Annotated in this window: 14 protein-coding genes; all 14 read left to right on the top strand. The window is 38.6% G+C overall.

Annotated features, from left to right (window positions below; all coding sequences use genetic code 11):
* Window positions 1-5 precede the first annotated feature (5 nt).
* The 14 genes from ileS2 (at window position 6) to pyrE (ending at window position 16,599) form a co-directional block, all read left to right on the top strand.
* A complete protein-coding gene (gene ileS2, locus MKY90_RS19820) occupies window positions 6-2,771 on the top strand; it encodes an isoleucine--tRNA ligase (protein WP_061689331.1) in 2,766 nt (921 codons plus the stop codon).
* A 158-nt stretch (window positions 2,772-2,929) separates the two neighbouring features.
* The gene (locus MKY90_RS19815; RefSeq protein ID WP_002014715.1) at window positions 2,930-3,259 is read left to right on the top strand and encodes a hypothetical protein; all 330 of its coding nucleotides are present in this window, start codon (window positions 2,930-2,932) and stop codon (window positions 3,257-3,259) included.
* A gap of 124 nt (window positions 3,260-3,383) precedes the next feature.
* Window positions 3,384-3,842, top strand: coding sequence for a lipoprotein signal peptidase LspA (gene lspA / locus MKY90_RS19810; RefSeq protein ID WP_002128849.1), 459 nt, complete (start codon window positions 3,384-3,386; stop codon window positions 3,840-3,842).
* A gap of 4 nt (window positions 3,843-3,846) precedes the next feature.
* Window positions 3,847-4,755 (top strand): RluA family pseudouridine synthase, encoded by a 909-nt coding sequence (locus MKY90_RS19805; RefSeq protein WP_002033761.1) that lies wholly within the window; start codon window positions 3,847-3,849, stop codon window positions 4,753-4,755.
* A 201-nt stretch (window positions 4,756-4,956) separates the two neighbouring features.
* Window positions 4,957-5,499 carry a bifunctional pyrimidine operon transcriptional regulator/uracil phosphoribosyltransferase gene (gene pyrR, locus MKY90_RS19800; protein ID WP_341092400.1) on the top strand — a complete coding sequence of 181 codons (543 nt, stop codon included), beginning with the start codon at window positions 4,957-4,959 and terminating at the stop codon, window positions 5,497-5,499.
* 146 nt (window positions 5,500-5,645) lie between these two features.
* The gene (gene uraA, locus MKY90_RS19795; RefSeq protein WP_002014712.1) at window positions 5,646-6,938 is read left to right on the top strand and encodes a uracil permease; all 1,293 of its coding nucleotides are present in this window, start codon (window positions 5,646-5,648) and stop codon (window positions 6,936-6,938) included.
* A gap of 147 nt (window positions 6,939-7,085) precedes the next feature.
* Window positions 7,086-8,000, top strand: a complete 915-nt coding sequence (gene pyrB, locus MKY90_RS19790) for an aspartate carbamoyltransferase (RefSeq protein ID WP_063219160.1) — start codon at window positions 7,086-7,088, stop codon at window positions 7,998-8,000.
* Window positions 7,984-9,270 carry a dihydroorotase gene (gene pyrC / locus MKY90_RS19785; RefSeq protein ID WP_002088243.1) on the top strand — a complete coding sequence of 429 codons (1,287 nt, stop codon included), beginning with the start codon at window positions 7,984-7,986 and terminating at the stop codon, window positions 9,268-9,270. The genes pyrB and pyrC overlap by 17 nt, the downstream gene beginning before the upstream one ends.
* Window positions 9,267-10,364 (top strand): carbamoyl phosphate synthase small subunit, encoded by a 1,098-nt coding sequence (locus MKY90_RS19780; protein ID WP_063219161.1) that lies wholly within the window; start codon window positions 9,267-9,269, stop codon window positions 10,362-10,364. Before pyrC ends, MKY90_RS19780 begins: the two co-directional genes overlap by 4 nt.
* Window positions 10,349-13,567, top strand: a complete 3,219-nt coding sequence (carB, locus tag MKY90_RS19775) for a carbamoyl-phosphate synthase large subunit (RefSeq protein ID WP_002128845.1) — start codon at window positions 10,349-10,351, stop codon at window positions 13,565-13,567. The genes MKY90_RS19780 and carB overlap by 16 nt, the downstream gene beginning before the upstream one ends.
* On the top strand, window positions 13,564-14,343 hold the full coding sequence (gene pyrK / locus MKY90_RS19770) for a dihydroorotate oxidase B electron transfer subunit (RefSeq protein ID WP_002088239.1): 780 nt from the start codon (window positions 13,564-13,566) through the stop codon (window positions 14,341-14,343). Before carB ends, pyrK begins: the two co-directional genes overlap by 4 nt.
* Window positions 14,340-15,269: a dihydroorotate oxidase B catalytic subunit gene (gene pyrD / locus MKY90_RS19765; RefSeq protein ID WP_002088238.1), complete on the top strand. Its 930-nt coding sequence runs from the start codon at window positions 14,340-14,342 to the stop codon at window positions 15,267-15,269. Before pyrK ends, pyrD begins: the two co-directional genes overlap by 4 nt.
* Window positions 15,254-15,970, top strand: a complete 717-nt coding sequence (pyrF, locus tag MKY90_RS19760) for an orotidine-5'-phosphate decarboxylase (RefSeq protein ID WP_000083510.1) — start codon at window positions 15,254-15,256, stop codon at window positions 15,968-15,970. Before pyrD ends, pyrF begins: the two co-directional genes overlap by 16 nt.
* On the top strand, window positions 15,967-16,599 hold the full coding sequence (gene pyrE, locus MKY90_RS19755; RefSeq protein ID WP_002137968.1) for an orotate phosphoribosyltransferase: 633 nt from the start codon (window positions 15,967-15,969) through the stop codon (window positions 16,597-16,599). The genes pyrF and pyrE overlap by 4 nt, the downstream gene beginning before the upstream one ends.
* The last annotated feature ends 33 nt before the right edge of the window (window positions 16,600-16,632 follow it).

The following is a 16,632-nucleotide window of genomic DNA, read 5'->3' as shown; positions in this document are numbered from 1 at the left end:
TGAGCATGGAGTACAAAAATACATTACTAATGCCAAAAACAGAATTCCCGATGCGTGGGAATTTACCGAAACGTGAGCCTGCAATGCAAGAAAAATGGGCTGAAATGAATATTTATGAAAAGGTACAAGAACATACGAAAGGCCGTCCTTTATTTGTACTACATGATGGACCTCCATATGCAAATGGTGACATCCATATGGGACACGCACTAAATAAAGTGTTAAAAGACTTTATTGTTCGTTTTAAATCAATGACTGGATACTGTGCACCATATGTACCAGGTTGGGATACACACGGTTTACCAATTGAACAAGCTTTAACAAATAAAGGTGTAAAGCGTAAAGAAATGACAGTTGCTGAGTTCCGTAAGTTATGTGCAGAGTATGCATATGAGCAAGTGGAACGTCAACGTGAACAATTTAAGCGTTTAGGTGTACGTGCAGATTGGGATAATCCATATATTACTTTAGAGCCAGCTTATGAAGCACAACAAATTAAAGTGTTTGGTGACATGGCGAAAAAAGGTTATATCTATAAAGGACAAAAACCAGTTTACTGGTCTCCAACAAGTGAATCAGCTTTAGCAGAAGCTGAAATTGAATATCAAGATAAAAAATCAGCATCTATTTACGTAGCATTCCCTGTAAAAGATGGAAAGAACGTATTAGAAGGTGATGAGAAATACATTATTTGGACAACAACGCCTTGGACGTTACCTGCAAACTTAGGTATTTCTGTTCACCCAGAACTTGAATATGCTATTGTGAAAGTAAATGATGAGAAATATATCATCGCTTCTGAACTATTTGAGACAGTTGCAAAAACGTTAGAGTGGGAAAATGCTGAAGTTGTGAAAACGGTAAAAGGTAGCGAACTTGAGTATACAGTTGCAAAACATCCATTCTACGATCGTGACTCATTAGTTATGCTAGGAGAGCACGTAACAACAGATGCAGGTACAGGTTGTGTTCATACAGCACCAGGACACGGGGAAGATGACTTCGTTGTTGGTAAAAAGTATGGCTTAGAAGTACTTTGCCCAGTTGATGATAAAGGTGTATTAACAAATGAAGCACCTGGATTTGAAGGCTTATTCTATGATAAAGCTAACAAGCCAATTACGGAAAAATTAGAAGAAGTAGGCGCGTTACTGAAACTAACATTCATTACGCATTCATACCCACATGATTGGAGAACGAAAAAACCAATTATTTTCCGTGCGACAGCGCAGTGGTTTGCATCTATTGAAGCGTTCCGTAAAGAATTATTAGAAGCTGTTGCGGAAACAAAATGGGTACCAGCATGGGGAGAAACTCGTCTTCATAATATGGTTCGTGACCGTGGTGACTGGTGTATTTCTCGTCAGCGTGCATGGGGTGTGCCAATTCCTGTATTCTATGCAGAAAATGGTGATCCAATTATTACAGATGAAACAATTAATCATGTAGCAGATTTATTCCGTGAGCACGGTTCTAACGTATGGTTCGAGCGTGAAGCGAAAGATTTATTACCAGAAGGATTTACACATACAGGTAGCCCAAATGGTGAATTCCGTAAAGAAACAGACATCATGGATGTATGGTTCGATTCAGGTTCTTCTCACCAAGCGGTATTAGAAGAGCGCGAAGACTTACAACGTCCAGCTGATTTATATTTAGAAGGATCTGACCAGTATCGTGGTTGGTTTAACTCTTCATTATCAACAGCAGTTGCTGTAACTGGTAAAGCTCCGTATAAAGGCGTACTAAGCCATGGTTTCGTACTAGATGGTGACGGACGTAAAATGAGTAAGTCGATTGGAAACATCGTCGTACCGAAGAAAATTATGGATCAATTAGGCGGAGACATTTTACGCTTATGGGTATCTTCTGTTGACTATCAATCTGATGTACGTATTTCAGATGATATTTTAAAACAAGTAGCAGAAGTGTATCGTAAAATCCGTAACACATTCCGTTTCTTATTAGGAAACTTAGATGATTTTAATCCAAGTGAAAATACAGTAGCGGTAGCTGAACTTCGTGAAGTAGATCGTTACATGTTAGTGAAGTTAAATGACTTAATTACAAAAGTAAAAGATGCATATGAAACATATGACTTTGCTGCTGTATATCATGCAATTCACAACTTCTGTACAATTGATCTAAGTTCATTCTACTTAGACTTTGCAAAAGACATTTTATACATTGAAGGTGCAGATCACGCGGATCGTCGTGCAATTCAAACTGTATTATATGATGTTCTTGTTGCATTAACGAAACTTGTAACGCCAATCTTACCTCATACAGCTGATGAAGTATGGCCATATGTTCCTGGTGCAGAAGAAGAAAGCGTACAGTTAACTAATATGCCAGAAGCTACAGAAGTAGAGGGTTCAGAAGCGTTAAGAGCAAAATGGGATGCATTTATGACATTACGTGATGACGTTTTAAAAGCGTTAGAAGTAGCTCGTAATGAGAAAGTAATTGGTAAGTCATTAAATGCGAGCATTACGCTATATCCGACTGCAGAAATGAAGGCTATGTTAGAGTCTATTAGCGAAGACTTAAAGCAATTATTCATCGTCTCTGAGTATAAACTTGGTGGTACAATTGAAGAAGCACCAACAGATGCACCAAAGTATGAGCATACAGCTGTAGTTGTAGCACAGGCGACAGGTGAGACGTGTGAACGTTGTTGGGTTGTTTCAGAAACAATTGGTAAAGATGCAGAACATGAAACATTATGTGAGCGTTGTGCAACGGTTGTTAAAGAAAATTATGTAAAATAATGAAAAAAAGCTGACTGCTCATAATAGCAGTCAGTTTTTTGTTGATGATATATCAAAATAACTTTCACTCTCTTTCCTATGAAGGAAAAATGTGTGTGAGGTAAGCGTGGAAATTTCGGACACACTAATTGTACATTGCAGCTGGGAGGAATGTACACGTGAATGAAATTTATATGGAAATAAAAGAAGAATTACAATTGATGAGAAAAGAGTTGCAAGATAGATTGGCGAAAGAAGTAATGCACACATACTATATGGAATTTGGGCAAGAACTTGGATACGAAATAAAGGAAGAGACAAAGAAAAAATTACTATTACATGATATAAAAGAGGATTTAAAAGATGTAGAACGTGCATTGTTTAAAATGGAAATAGATATGTACGGTATTTGTGAAGAAACTGGAAGAGCGATTTCTACAAAACAAATGAAAACAATGCCGACTGCTCGTACTATTCATGAATTTTTCTATGAAAAGGTAAATGTATGAATACGCACAACGATATTATGTTACCTTTTTTTAATTTATTTTATTCTTCTACAAAGGTTCATTGTGAAAAGGTAGCAGCTATGCTAAAATTTTGAGGTACACTGTCTTTGTGGGGGAAATGAAAATGATATATTATGTAATAGCGTTATTTGTCATTGCCATCGATCAAATATCGAAGTGGCTAATTGTAAAGAACATGGAATTGGGTACGAGCATTCCGATTATCGATAATGTATTATACATAACATCTCATCGAAATAGAGGAGCTGCCTGGGGTATTTTAGAAAATAAAATGTGGTTTTTCTACATTATTACAGTCATTTTCGTAGCATTTATCGTATTTTATATGAAAAAATATGCGAAAACGGACAAGCTTCTAGGTATTTCATTAGGTCTAATTTTAGGCGGAGCAATTGGCAATTTTATTGATCGTGTATTTAGACAAGAAGTAGTGGATTTCATTCACGTGTATATTTTCTCGTACAACTATCCGGTATTCAATATAGCTGACTCAGCATTATGTATTGGAGTTGTATTAATTATTATTCAAACAGTATTAGAAGGAAAGAAAGCGAAGGAGTAATTGAATGAGTGAAGTAGTACAAGTAACAGTTGCAGAAGAACAAAAAAGCGAGCGAATTGATAAATTCGTTGCAGAAATAAACAGTGAATGGTCACGTTCACAAGTGCAGCAATGGATTAAAGATGCTGTTGTGACAGTAAATGGGAAATCAGTTAAAGGGAATTATAAAGTAAAAGGAAATGATGAAATTACAGTAACAATTCCCGAGCCAGAAGAGTTAGATATTCAACCGGAAGATATGAATTTAGAAGTTTATTATGAAGATGCCGATGTACTAGTTGTAAATAAGCCGCGTGGCATGGTAGTACATCCAGCACCAGGGCATACGAAGGGTACGCTTGTAAACGGACTTATGCATCATTGTACAGACCTATCAGGTATTAACGGTGTAATGCGTCCTGGTATAGTACACCGTATTGATAAGGATACATCTGGATTATTAATGGTTGCTAAAAATGATATGGCGCATGAATCACTTGTAAATCAACTTGTAGCAAAAACGGTAACAAGACGTTATAAAGCGATTGTACATGGTGTAATTCCACATGATAAAGGAATAATTGACGCTCCAATTGGTCGTGATAAAAAAGAACGTCAAAGTATGACTGTTGATGAAAATGGTAAGAATGCAGTTACACATTTCCAAGTGTTAGAGCGATTTAAGGATTTCACACTTGTAGAATGCCGCTTAGAAACGGGACGTACACACCAAATTCGTGTTCATATGAAATATATTGGTTATCCACTTGCAGGGGATCCAAAGTATGGTCCGAAGAAAACATTAGATATGAATGGACAAGCACTTCATGCAGGGATTTTAGGTTTCGATCACCCTCGTACTGGTGAATATATTGAGTTTGAGGCACCGATTCCAGAAGTGTTTGAAGAAGCGCTAAATATTTTACGGAAATAGTATTGACAAATCATAAGAAAACTGAGATACTGACAACAGTTAAATAATGATCCTTTAACACAGCCCCGTGAGGTTGAGAAGGTAACGCTTTGAAATACTTAGGGTATGTTGTACCCTTTTTCAAAAGTCCTCTCGCACACGCTGAGAGGACTTTTTTTATACCATTCTCTCACGCAAGAAAAAAACTTGGAGGTGTAGAGCATGCAAGAGAAAGCTATCGTTTTAGATGACCAAATGATTCGCCGCGCTTTAACACGAATTAGTCATGAAATCGTGGAACGAAATAAAGGTGTCGATAATTGTGTTCTTGTCGGAATAAAAACACGTGGAATTTTTATTGCACAACGTTTGGCAGAACGAATTGGTCAAATTGAAGGAAAAGAGATGGAAGTAGGAGAGTTAGATATTACGTTATATCGTGATGATTTAACACTACAATCGAAACATAAAGAACCACTTGTAAAAGGTTCTGATATTCCTGTAGATATTACGAAGAAAAAAGTTATCCTTGTGGATGATGTGTTATATACAGGTAGAACAGTTCGAGCAGCAATGGATGCTCTTATGGATTTAGGTAGACCATCACAAATCCAATTGGCTGTTCTTGTTGATAGAGGTCATCGTGAATTACCAATTCGCGCTGATTATGTAGGAAAGAACATTCCAACATCTAGTGAAGAGCGTATCGAAGTTGATTTGCAAGAGACAGATCAACAAGATCGAGTAAGCATATACGATAAGTAAAGCCCTTTTAAATGTAGTCCTGTGAGGCTGCCAAAGGGTCTTGGCTTTCATATGTCAAATTTGGCATACGAAAGTGTAGGACTCTTTGTGCACAGGCACAAAGAGTTTTTTTATTGCAAAAATTAAAACTGAAGGAGGATGTAACAATGGAGCAAAAGCCAGTGTTAGACATTCATGAAGTACCGAAACCGGGAAAATGGTTATTATTAAGTATACAACATTTGTTCGCGATGTTTGGATCAACAGTGCTTGTTCCGTTTTTAACAGGACTGAATCCATCAGTAGCTTTAATATCAAGTGGATTAGGAACGCTAGCGTTTCTTCTAATAACGAAAGGTCAAGTACCAGCATATTTAGGATCATCATTCGCCTTTATTGCACCAATTATTACAGCGAAAACAGCAGGTGGACCTGGAGCAGCGATGCTTGGAGGAATGCTTGCGGGACTTGTTTACATCTTAATCTCACTCGGAATTAAGAAATCTGGGTCAGAATGGATTATGAAATTACTTCCGCCAATCGTAGTTGGGCCAGTCGTAATGGTAATCGGTTTATCTTTAGCACATACAGCAGTGAACATGGCGATGAACGGTGCGGATGGTAAGTATAGCATTACACACTTTTCAGTAGCATTAGTAACATTAGCAATTACAATCATTTGCTCCATATTCGGGAGAGGATTTTTCAGTATCATACCAGTGCTACTTGGAATCATCGGCGGGTATATATTCGCTTACTTCCAAGGGCTAGTAGATTTAAAGCCAGTAGCTGAGGCAAAATGGTTTGTCATACCAGACTTCACAGTACCGTTTGTAACATATACTCCGGAGTTTTCATGGAAAATTGTACTCTTAATGGTGCCAGTTGCACTTGTAACAATTTCAGAACATATCGGACATCAAATTGTACTTGGAAATGTTATTAAAAGAGATTTAATTGAAAAACCAGGTTTACATCGTTCAATCTTCGGTGATGGGATAGCAACATTGATCGCATCACTAATAGGAGGACCACCGAATACAACGTACGGTGAAAACATCGGTGTGCTAGCAATTACGAGAGCATACAGTGTATACTTATTCATCGGTTCAGCAGTGTTCGCAATCATGTTTGGATTTATCGGGAAGATTTCAGCACTGATTCATTCGATTCCAACACCAGTTATGGGTGGTGTATCAATCTTACTCTTCGGTGTAATCGCATCAAGTGGTTTACGTATGATGGTAGACGATAAAACAGACTTAGGTGACAAACGAAACTTAATGATTGCATCAGTTATACTAGTAATCGGTATTGGCGGAGCGGTACTGCACGTAGGTGAATCGTTCCAAGTAGAAGGAATGGCGCTAGCAGCAATTGTAGGTGTACTATTAAATCTACTACTACCAGAGACAAAACAAACAAATAAAACAAAACAATCTAAGCAGATTGCTTCATAAAAATAACCTTTTAATTCAGTCCTGTGAGATAGAAAAGGGTGGCTACTTTAACGCACCCTAGTCTCAAAGACTAGGGTATTTTTATACAGTTATTGTTATATAAATTCAATGGTGTTATCATAAAAAACAGAAAGATGAGGGATGACGATGAGCCATTTGTTAACGATGAGTGAATTATCGGAACAAGAAATTTCAGAAATCCTAAAAGACGCAGAAGATTTCGCGAATGGAAAAGAGAGAAAAACGACAGAGCAAACATTTGTTGCGAACTTGTTCTTTGAGAATAGTACGAGGACGAGATTTAGCTTTGAAGTTGCTGAGAAGAGATTAGGACTTGAAGTATTAGACTTTTCCGCAGATGCATCTAGCGTACAAAAAGGAGAAACTTTATACGATACGATAAGAACACTAGAATCAATCGGAACAAAAGCGGTAGTCATCCGCCATGAGCAAGATCGTTACTTCGATGAATTAAAAGATCAGGTGAATATCCCTATCTTGAACGCTGGAGATGGATGTGGAAATCATCCAACGCAATGTCTACTCGATCTTCTAACAATTAAACAAGAGTTTGGAAGATTTGAAGGTTTGAAGATTGCAATAGTTGGGGATGTTCGTCATAGCCGAGTAGCACGTTCTAATGCAGAAGCATTAACGAAACTGGGCGCGACAATTTACTTTGCAAGCCCAGAAGAGTGGAAAGATGAAGAGAACACATTTGGAACGTACAAGAGTTTAGATGAACTTGTTCCAGAAGTGGATGTGATGATGTTACTTCGTGTACAACATGAGCGTCATGACCATTATGAAACAGACATTATGAAAGAGTATCACGAGCAACATGGGTTAACAGTTGAAAGAGAACAACGTATGAAAGAAGGAAGCATTATTATGCATCCAGCCCCTGTAAACCGTGATGTTGAAATTGCGAGTGAACTTGTCGAGTGTGAACGCTCACGCATATTCAAGCAAATGGAAAACGGGGTCTACGTAAGAATGGCTGTACTAAAACGCGCATTACCAAATGTATTAGGAGGAATGAAACATGAATTATTTGTTTAAAAATGGTCGTTATATGAATGCAGAAGGAACAATTGTAGCAACAGATCTTCTCGTACAAGACGGTAAAATTGCGAAGGTAGCAGAAAATATTACGGCAGATAATGCTGAAGTAATCGATGTAAATGGAAAGTTAATCGCACCTGGATTAGTAGATGTACACGTTCATCTTCGTGAACCAGGTGGTGAACATAAAGAAACAATTGAAACAGGAACACTTGCAGCAGCAAAAGGTGGATTTACTACAATTTGCGCAATGCCAAACACACGCCCAGTACCAGATTGTAAAGAACATATGGAAGACCTGCAAAAGCGTATTAAAGAAAAAGCACATGTAAATGTATTACCATATGGAGCAATTACAGTACGTCAAGCAGGTTCTGAAATGACCGATTTTGAAACGTTAAAAGAACTTGGAGCGTTTGCTTTCACTGATGATGGCGTAGGCGTGCAAGATGCAAGCATGATGTTAGCTGCAATGAAGCGTGCATCGAAATTAAATATGGCAGTTGTTGCACACTGTGAAGAGAACACACTTATTAATAAAGGATGTGTACATGAAGGGAAGTTTTCTGAGAAACACGGATTAAACGGTATCCCATCAGTATGTGAATCCGTACATATTGCCCGGGACATCTTACTTGCGGAAGCTGCAAATTGTCACTACCACGTATGTCATGTAAGTACAAAAGGATCTGTACGTGTAATCCGTGACGCGAAACGTGCTGGAATTAAGGTGACAGCAGAAGTAACACCGCATCACTTAGTATTATGTGAAGATGATATCCCATCGGCTGATCCTAACTTTAAAATGAATCCACCGCTTCGAGGAAAAGAAGATCATGCAGCGTTAATTGAAGGACTATTAGATGGAACAATTGATATGATCGCAACTGACCATGCACCGCATACTGCAGAAGAGAAAGCGCAAGGGATTGAAAGAGCACCGTTCGGAATTACTGGTTTTGAAACAGCATTCCCGCTTTTATATACGAACCTTGTGAAAAAAGGAATCATTACATTAGAGCAACTGATTCAATTCTTAACAGAAAAACCAGCTGACACATTCGGTTTAGAAGCAGGGCGCCTAACAGAAGGTAGAACAGCTGATATTACAATTATCGATTTAGAACAAGAAGAAGAAATTGATCCAACAACATTCTTATCAAAAGGAAAAAACACACCATTCGCAGGTTGGAAATGCCAAGGTTGGCCGGTTATGACAATCGTTGGTGGTAAGATCGCATGGCAAAAGGAGAGTGCATTAGTATGAAAAGACAACTTATCTTAGAAGATGGAACAGTATTAATTGGAAAAGGTTTCGGAGGAGAAATAGAAAAGTCAGGTGAGGTTGTATTTACAACTGGGATGACTGGATATCAAGAAACTTTATCTGATCCATCATACTGCGGTCAAATCGTAACATTTACGTATCCATTAATCGGGAACTACGGCATTAACCGTGATGATTTTGAATCAATTCACCCATCTGTAAATGGTTTAATCGTAAACGAAATTTGTGATCACCCATCAAACTTCCGTAATGAAATTTCGCTAAATGATTACTTGAAAGAAAGAAATATCCCAGGATTAGCAGGAATTGATACGAGAAAATTAACAAGAAAAATTCGTCAATATGGAACTTTACGCGGACGTCTTTGCAATATGGATGTGGATGTAGAGGACATCGTTAGCCAATTGAAAGCAACTGTCTTTACAGATCATGTGAAACGCGTATCAACAAAAGATCCATATCCAAGTCCAGGCCGTGGACACCGAGTTGTACTTGTAGACTTCGGAATGAAACATGGTATTTTACGAGAATTAAATAAGCGTGATTGTGATGTAATTGTTGTACCTTACAATACAACAGCAGAAGAAATTCTACGCCTTAGCCCAGATGGAATTATGTTAAGTAATGGACCTGGGGACCCAAAAGATGTACCAGAAGCAATTGAAATGTTAAAAGAAATTATTGGTAAAGTTCCTTTATTCGGGATTTGCCTAGGACATCAATTGTTCGCCCTGGCATCTGGTGCGAATACAAGTAAGTTAAAATTCGGTCACCGTGGTTTAAATCATCCAGTAAAAAATCTTGCAACTGGAAAAGTAGCAATTACATCTCAAAACCATGGTTACGCAGTAGAAGAAGAATCAGTTGGAAATACAGAACTGGAAATTACACATGTTGCTTTAAATGATGGAACAGTAGAAGGTCTTCGTCATACGAAGCTCCCAGCATTTACAGTGCAATACCATCCAGAAGCTTCTGCAGGACCAGAAGATGCAAATGATTTATTCGAAGATTTCTTAGCAATGATTGAAAACTTCAAGAAAGAAGGGGAAGAGTTATGCCAAAACGCCTAGACATTAACACAATTTTAGTAATCGGATCAGGACCAATTGTAATTGGGCAAGCAGCAGAGTTTGATTACTCTGGTACACAAGCTTGTCAATCTCTTAGAGAAGAAGGTTACAAAGTAATCCTTGTTAACTCTAACCCAGCAACAATTATGACAGATACTGCAACAGCAGATAAAGTATATATAGAACCATTAACATTAGAATTCGTAAGCCGTATCATTCGTAAAGAACGTCCAGATGCACTCCTACCAACATTAGGTGGTCAAACAGGCCTAAACATGGCTGTTGAACTTGCGAAATCAGGCATACTTGAAGAGTGCGGAGTTGAAATTTTAGGAACAAAATTATCAGCAATCGAGCAAGCCGAGGATCGTGATTTATTCCGTACATTAATGCAGGAATTAAATGAACCAATTCCATCTAGCACGATTATTCATACGCTGGAAGAAGCACATGAATTTGTAAAAGAAATTGGTTATCCAGTTATTGTTCGCCCAGCATTTACAATGGGGGGAACAGGTGGCGGAATCTGTAATAATGAAGAAGAACTAATTGAAATCGTATCAGGTGGATTAAAACATAGTCCAGTAACACAATGTTTATTAGAAAAGAGTATTGCCGGTTGTAAGGAAATTGAATATGAAGTAATGCGTGATTCGAATGATAACGCGATTGTAGTATGTAACATGGAAAATATCGATCCGGTTGGGGTTCACACAGGTGATTCTATCGTTGTAGCACCGAGCCAAACATTAAGTGACCGTGAGTATCAAATGTTACGAAACACTTCATTAAGAATTATTCGTGCATTAGGAATTGAAGGTGGATGTAACGTTCAGCTTGCACTTGATCCACATAGCTTCCAATACTATGTAATCGAAGTAAACCCGCGTGTGAGTCGTTCGTCTGCACTAGCATCTAAAGCAACTGGATATCCAATTGCGAAGCTAGCGGCGAAAATTGCAGTCGGTTTAACATTAGATGAAATTATAAACCCAGTAACACAAAAAACATATGCTTGCTTCGAGCCAGCATTAGACTATGTTGTTTCAAAAATTCCACGTTGGCCATTTGATAAGTTTGAATCAGCAAACAGAACACTTGGTACACAAATGAAGGCAACTGGTGAAGTTATGTCAATCGGACGTAACTTAGAACAATCATTATTAAAAGCGATTCGTTCTTTAGAGCTTGGCGTTTATCACCTAGAGTTAGACCACTTAAAAGAGCTTGATAAAGAAACGATGAAAAAGCGTATTATAAAAGCTGATGACGAGCGTCTGTTCGTTGTAGCAGAAGCAATCCGTCAAGGTGTAACGAAAGAAGAAATCAACGAATGGTGTGAAATGGACTTCTTCTTCTTACAAAAAATTGAAAATATCGTAAACATGGAACGCGAAGTAAAAGCGAATGTAGGAAATATGGAAGTGTTACAATCTGCTAAAGAAATGGGCTTCAGTGACCATTACATCGCCAATGCTTGGAACAAAACAGAGCGTGAAATTTACGATATGCGTAAAGAAAGCAATATGACTCCTGTTTATAAGATGGTAGATACTTGTGCGGCAGAGTTTGAATCTGCAACACCATACTACTACAGCACATATGGTGACGAGAATGAATCGATTGTAACAGATCGTAAGAGTGTAGTTGTACTAGGATCTGGTCCAATCCGTATTGGTCAAGGTGTTGAGTTTGATTATGCAACAGTTCACTCTGTATGGGCAATAAAAGAAGCTGGATATGAGGCAATCATTGTTAATAACAACCCAGAAACAGTTTCAACAGACTTCAGTATTTCTGACAAATTATACTTTGAACCATTAACAATCGAAGATGTAATGCACATTATCGATTTAGAAAAGCCAGAAGGTGTTATCGTCCAATTCGGCGGACAAACGGCAATTAACTTAGCGGCTAAATTAGAAGCACACGGTGTGAAAATCTTAGGAACATCACTTGAAGATTTAGACCGTGCAGAAGATCGTGATAAGTTTGAAGCAGCTTTAACAAAGCTTGGTATCCCGCAACCAGTTGGTAAAACAGCAACGACTGTAGAGCAAGCAGTAGCGATCGCTGACAAAATTGGTTACCCAGTATTAGTAAGACCATCTTACGTACTAGGTGGACGTGCGATGGAAATCGTATATCGTCAAGAAGAATTACTGCACTACATGAAAAATGCGGTTAAAGTTCACGCAGATCACCCAGTATTAATCGACCGTTATATGGTTGGTAAAGAAATTGAAGTAGATGCAATTTCAGACGGTGAGAATGTATTCATTCCAGGTATTATGGAACATATCGAACGCGCTGGAGTTCACTCTGGGGATTCAATTGGAGTATATCCACCACAGAGCTTATCTGAAAAACTAAAAGAACAAATTATTGAACATACAATTGGGCTTGGAAAAGGTTTAAACATTGTTGGATTACTAAATATTCAGTTTGTAGTATTCAAAGATGAAGTGTATGTAATTGAAGTAAATCCACGTGCGAGCCGTACAGTACCATTCTTAAGTAAAATTACAGGCGTACCGATGGCAAATATCGCAACGAAAGTTATTTTAGGTCAAAATCTTGTAGAACAAGGATATGGAACTGGCTATCACCCAGAAGAGAAGGAAGTGTATGTAAAAGCACCGGTATTCTCATTTGCGAAACTACGCTCAGTTGATACAACATTAGGGCCTGAAATGAAATCAACAGGGGAAGTAATGGGTAAAGATTTAACGCTTGAAAAAGCATTATATAAAGGACTTGTTGCTTCAGGAATTAACATTCCAACGCACGGATCAGTAATCATCACTGTAGCGGATAAAGATAAAGAAGAAGCACTGGAAATTGCAAAACGCTTCCATGAAATCGGCTATAACTTATTAGCAACAGCAGGAACAGCACAATCGCTAACAGAACAAAACATTCCGGTGCAAGTTGTAAACAAAATTGATTCTGAAGACTACAACTTACTTGATATTATCCGTCAAGGGAAAGCGCAGTTTGTAATCAATACATTAACAAAAGGAAAACAACCAGCGCGTGATGGTTTCCGCATTCGCCGTGAATCAGTAGAAAATGGTGTGGCTTGCTTAACATCACTTGATACAACGAGAGCAATCTTGAGAGTATTAGAATCTATGACATTCTCAGCTCATTCAATGAAAGAAATTACGCAAACGAAGCGTCACGAGGTGGTACATGCATGATGCAAAAGCAAAATATGATCGTCGTTAACCAAAAAGAAATCGCAAAAAACATTTACGAATTAGTGCTTCAAGGGGATTTAGTGCAGCAAATGAACGATCCAGGGCAGTTTGTACACATTAAGGTAGCAGAGGGCATTACGCCCCTTCTGCGCCGCCCAATTAGTATTTGTAATGTCGATCAAGACAAGAACGAATTTACAATGCTATATCGTGCGGAAGGACAAGGGACAAAAACATTAGCGAAAAGAAAACAAGGTGAACTTGTAGATGTGTTAGGACCACTTGGTCATGGATTTCCTGTAGAAGAAGCGGAATCTGGACAAACGGCTCTATTAGTTGGTGGGGGAATTGGTGTACCACCACTATATGAATTGTCACAGCGTCTTGTAGCAAAAGGAGTACGCGTTATTCACATCTTAGGTTTCCAAACGAAAGATGTTGTCTTCTATGAAGAGAAATTCGCAGAACTTGGTGATACGTATGTTGCAACAGTTGATGGTACACATGGTACAAAAGGGTTTGTAACAGATGTAATTGATAGCTATGGAATTGACTTTGACATTCTCTACTCATGTGGACCTTTAGCGATGCTTCGTGCATTAGAAGGACGCTATAAGGAGAGAAAAGCCTACATTTCATTAGAAGAACGTATGGGCTGTGGTATCGGAGCATGTTTCGCATGTGTATGCCATTTGCAAGCAGATCCGAGTGGACATTCTTACAAGAAGGTGTGTAGCGACGGACCAGTATTTCCAATCGGGGAGGTTGTACTATGAACAGATTGCAAGTTGAATTACCAGGGTTATCATTAAAAAATCCAATCATCCCAGCATCTGGTTGCTTCGGATTTGGTCGTGAGTATGCACAGTTCTATGATTTAAGTGTACTTGGATCAATTATGATTAAAGCGACAACAGAACAACCTCGTTATGGAAACCCAACGCCTCGTGTTGCTGAAACACCAGGCGGAATGCTAAATGCAATCGGGCTTCAAAATCCTGGATTAGAAAAGGTAATGAATTCTGAATTACCTTTTCTCGAGCAATTTGATCTTCCGATTATTGCAAACGTTGCGGGTTCACAAGCTGAGGATTACGTAGCGGTTGCGAAGGCGATTTCAAAGGCACCTAATGTTCATGCACTAGAATTAAATATTTCTTGTCCAAACGTAAAAACGGGTGGTATCGCTTTTGGTACAAATCCTGAAATTGCTGCTGATTTAACGAAGCGAGTAAAAGAGGTTTCTGAAGTACCGGTATATGTGAAATTGTCACCGAACGTGGCAAACATTGTGGAAATTGCAAAAGCAATTGAAAATGCGGGTGCGGACGGTTTAACGATGATTAATACATTGCTTGGTATGCGTCTAGATTTAAAAACTGCAAAACCAATTTTAGCAAACCGTACGGGCGGACTATCCGGGCCTGCGATTAAGCCAGTAGCAATTCGTATGGTACATGAAGTAAGTCAAGCTGTTAACATTCCGATCATCGGAATGGGTGGTATTGAAACAGCGGAAGATGTAATTGAATTCTTCTATGCTGGCGCAAGCGCGGTTGCAGTTGGAACGGCGAACTTTATCGATCCGTTCGTATGTCCGACAATTATTGAAGAATTACCAGCATTACTAGATGAATTAGGATTTGATCATATTTCGGAATGTCAAGGAAGGAGCTGGAAGCAAACATGTCACAGTCGTTAATCGTTGCACTAGATTTTCCAGGGAAACAAGAGGTAGAACAATTCTTACACCACTTTGAAGGGGAAGAGTTATTTGTCAAAGTTGGTATGGAGTTGTTTTACAAAGAAGGTCCTGCAATTATTACGTACTTAAAAGAAAAAGGACATAAAATCTTCCTAGATTTAAAACTTCATGATATTCCGAATACGGTAAAAAGCGCTATGCGTAGCCTAGCTAGTCTAGATGTAGATATGGTAAATGTTCATGCTGCTGGGGGAAGCAGTATGATGAAAGCTGCGATTGAGGGATTAGAGGAAGGTAAGCAAGAAGGAAAAGAGAGACCGATTTGTATTGCCGTTACACAATTAACAAGCACTTCGGAAGCTATGATGAAAAAAGAGATTGGCATTGAGAAAACGTTAGAAGAAGCGGTTGCTCATTATGCAAAATTAACGAAAGAAAGTGGACTTGATGGAGTTGTTTGTTCAACACTTGAAGTACCAAAATTACGTGAAGTATGCGGAAATGAATTTGTAACAGTAACACCGGGGATTCGTCTTGCAAGCGATGATGTAAATGACCAAGTGCGCGTAGCAACACCGAAACGTGCGAGGGAACTTGGTTCAAGCTACATCGTAGTTGGACGTAGTATTACAAAAGCAGAAAATCCGCTTGAAGCGTATAAAACAGTAAAACAACAGTGGGAAGGTGTAACAGTATGAAAAAAGAAATCGCATCGCATTTATTAGAAATTGGAGCAGTATTTTTACAACCGAATGACCCATTTACTTGGTCTTCTGGTATAAAATCACCAATTTATTGTGATAATCGTTTAACTTTATCTTATCCAAAAGTACGCCAAGCGATTGCAGCTGGATTAGAAGAGTTAATTAAAGAGCACTTCCCAACTGTAGAAGTTATTGCAGGAACAGCAACTGCTGGTATTGCGCACGCTGCATGGGTAAGCGATCGTATGGATTTACCAATGTGCTACGTGCGTAGTAAAGCAAAAGGTCACGGTAAAGGGAACCAAATCGAAGGAAAAGCTGAAAAAGGTCAAAAAGTAGTAGTAGTAGAAGACTTAATTTCAACTGGCGGTAGTGCAATTACATGTGTAGAAGCACTTCGCGAAGCTGGCTGTGAAGTATTAGGAATCGTATCAATCTTCACATACGAGCTTGAGTCAGGAAAAGAGAAACTAGAAGCAGCAAACGTAGCATCATATTCTTTAAGTGATTACAGTGCATTAACTGAAGTTGCAGCAGAAAAAGGTATGATCGGACAAGCTGAAACGAAAAAATTACAAGAGTGGCGTAAAAATCCAGCAAACGAAGCTTGGATTACAGCGTAACACGAAAAAAGACGACCGCGGGGGAACGTGGTC

The sequence above is a fragment of the Bacillus sp. FSL P2-0099 genome, assembly GCF_038007445.1.
Taxonomy (GTDB): Bacteria; Bacillota; Bacilli; order Bacillales; family Bacillaceae_G; genus Bacillus_A; species Bacillus_A mycoides.
The sequence above is the reverse complement of the archived record's forward strand: the minus strand, read 5'-3'. Positions and strand labels throughout refer to the sequence as shown.

Excerpts from the sequence above, each read along its gene's own strand:
- carB (WP_002128845.1), top strand. The coding sequence starts at position 10,349 with ATGCCAAAACGCCTAGACATTAACACAATTTTAGTAATCGGATCAGGA.
- pyrC (WP_002088243.1), top strand. The coding sequence starts at position 7,984 with ATGAATTATTTGTTTAAAAATGGTCGTTATATGAATGCAGAAGGAACA.
- pyrK (WP_002088239.1), top strand. The coding sequence starts at position 13,564 with ATGATGCAAAAGCAAAATATGATCGTCGTTAACCAAAAAGAAATCGCA.
- pyrR (WP_341092400.1), top strand. The coding sequence starts at position 4,957 with ATGCAAGAGAAAGCTATCGTTTTAGATGACCAAATGATTCGCCGCGCT.
- MKY90_RS19805 (WP_002033761.1), top strand. The coding sequence starts at position 3,847 with ATGAGTGAAGTAGTACAAGTAACAGTTGCAGAAGAACAAAAAAGCGAG.
- uraA (WP_002014712.1), top strand. The coding sequence starts at position 5,646 with ATGGAGCAAAAGCCAGTGTTAGACATTCATGAAGTACCGAAACCGGGA.
- ileS2 (WP_061689331.1), top strand. The coding sequence starts at position 6 with ATGGAGTACAAAAATACATTACTAATGCCAAAAACAGAATTCCCGATG.
- pyrB (WP_063219160.1), top strand. The coding sequence starts at position 7,086 with ATGAGCCATTTGTTAACGATGAGTGAATTATCGGAACAAGAAATTTCA.
- pyrE (WP_002137968.1), top strand. The coding sequence starts at position 15,967 with ATGAAAAAAGAAATCGCATCGCATTTATTAGAAATTGGAGCAGTATTT.
- pyrD (WP_002088238.1), top strand. The coding sequence starts at position 14,340 with ATGAACAGATTGCAAGTTGAATTACCAGGGTTATCATTAAAAAATCCA.
- lspA (WP_002128849.1), top strand. The coding sequence starts at position 3,384 with ATGATATATTATGTAATAGCGTTATTTGTCATTGCCATCGATCAAATA.
- pyrF (WP_000083510.1), top strand. The coding sequence starts at position 15,254 with ATGTCACAGTCGTTAATCGTTGCACTAGATTTTCCAGGGAAACAAGAG.
- MKY90_RS19780 (WP_063219161.1), top strand. The coding sequence starts at position 9,267 with ATGAAAAGACAACTTATCTTAGAAGATGGAACAGTATTAATTGGAAAA.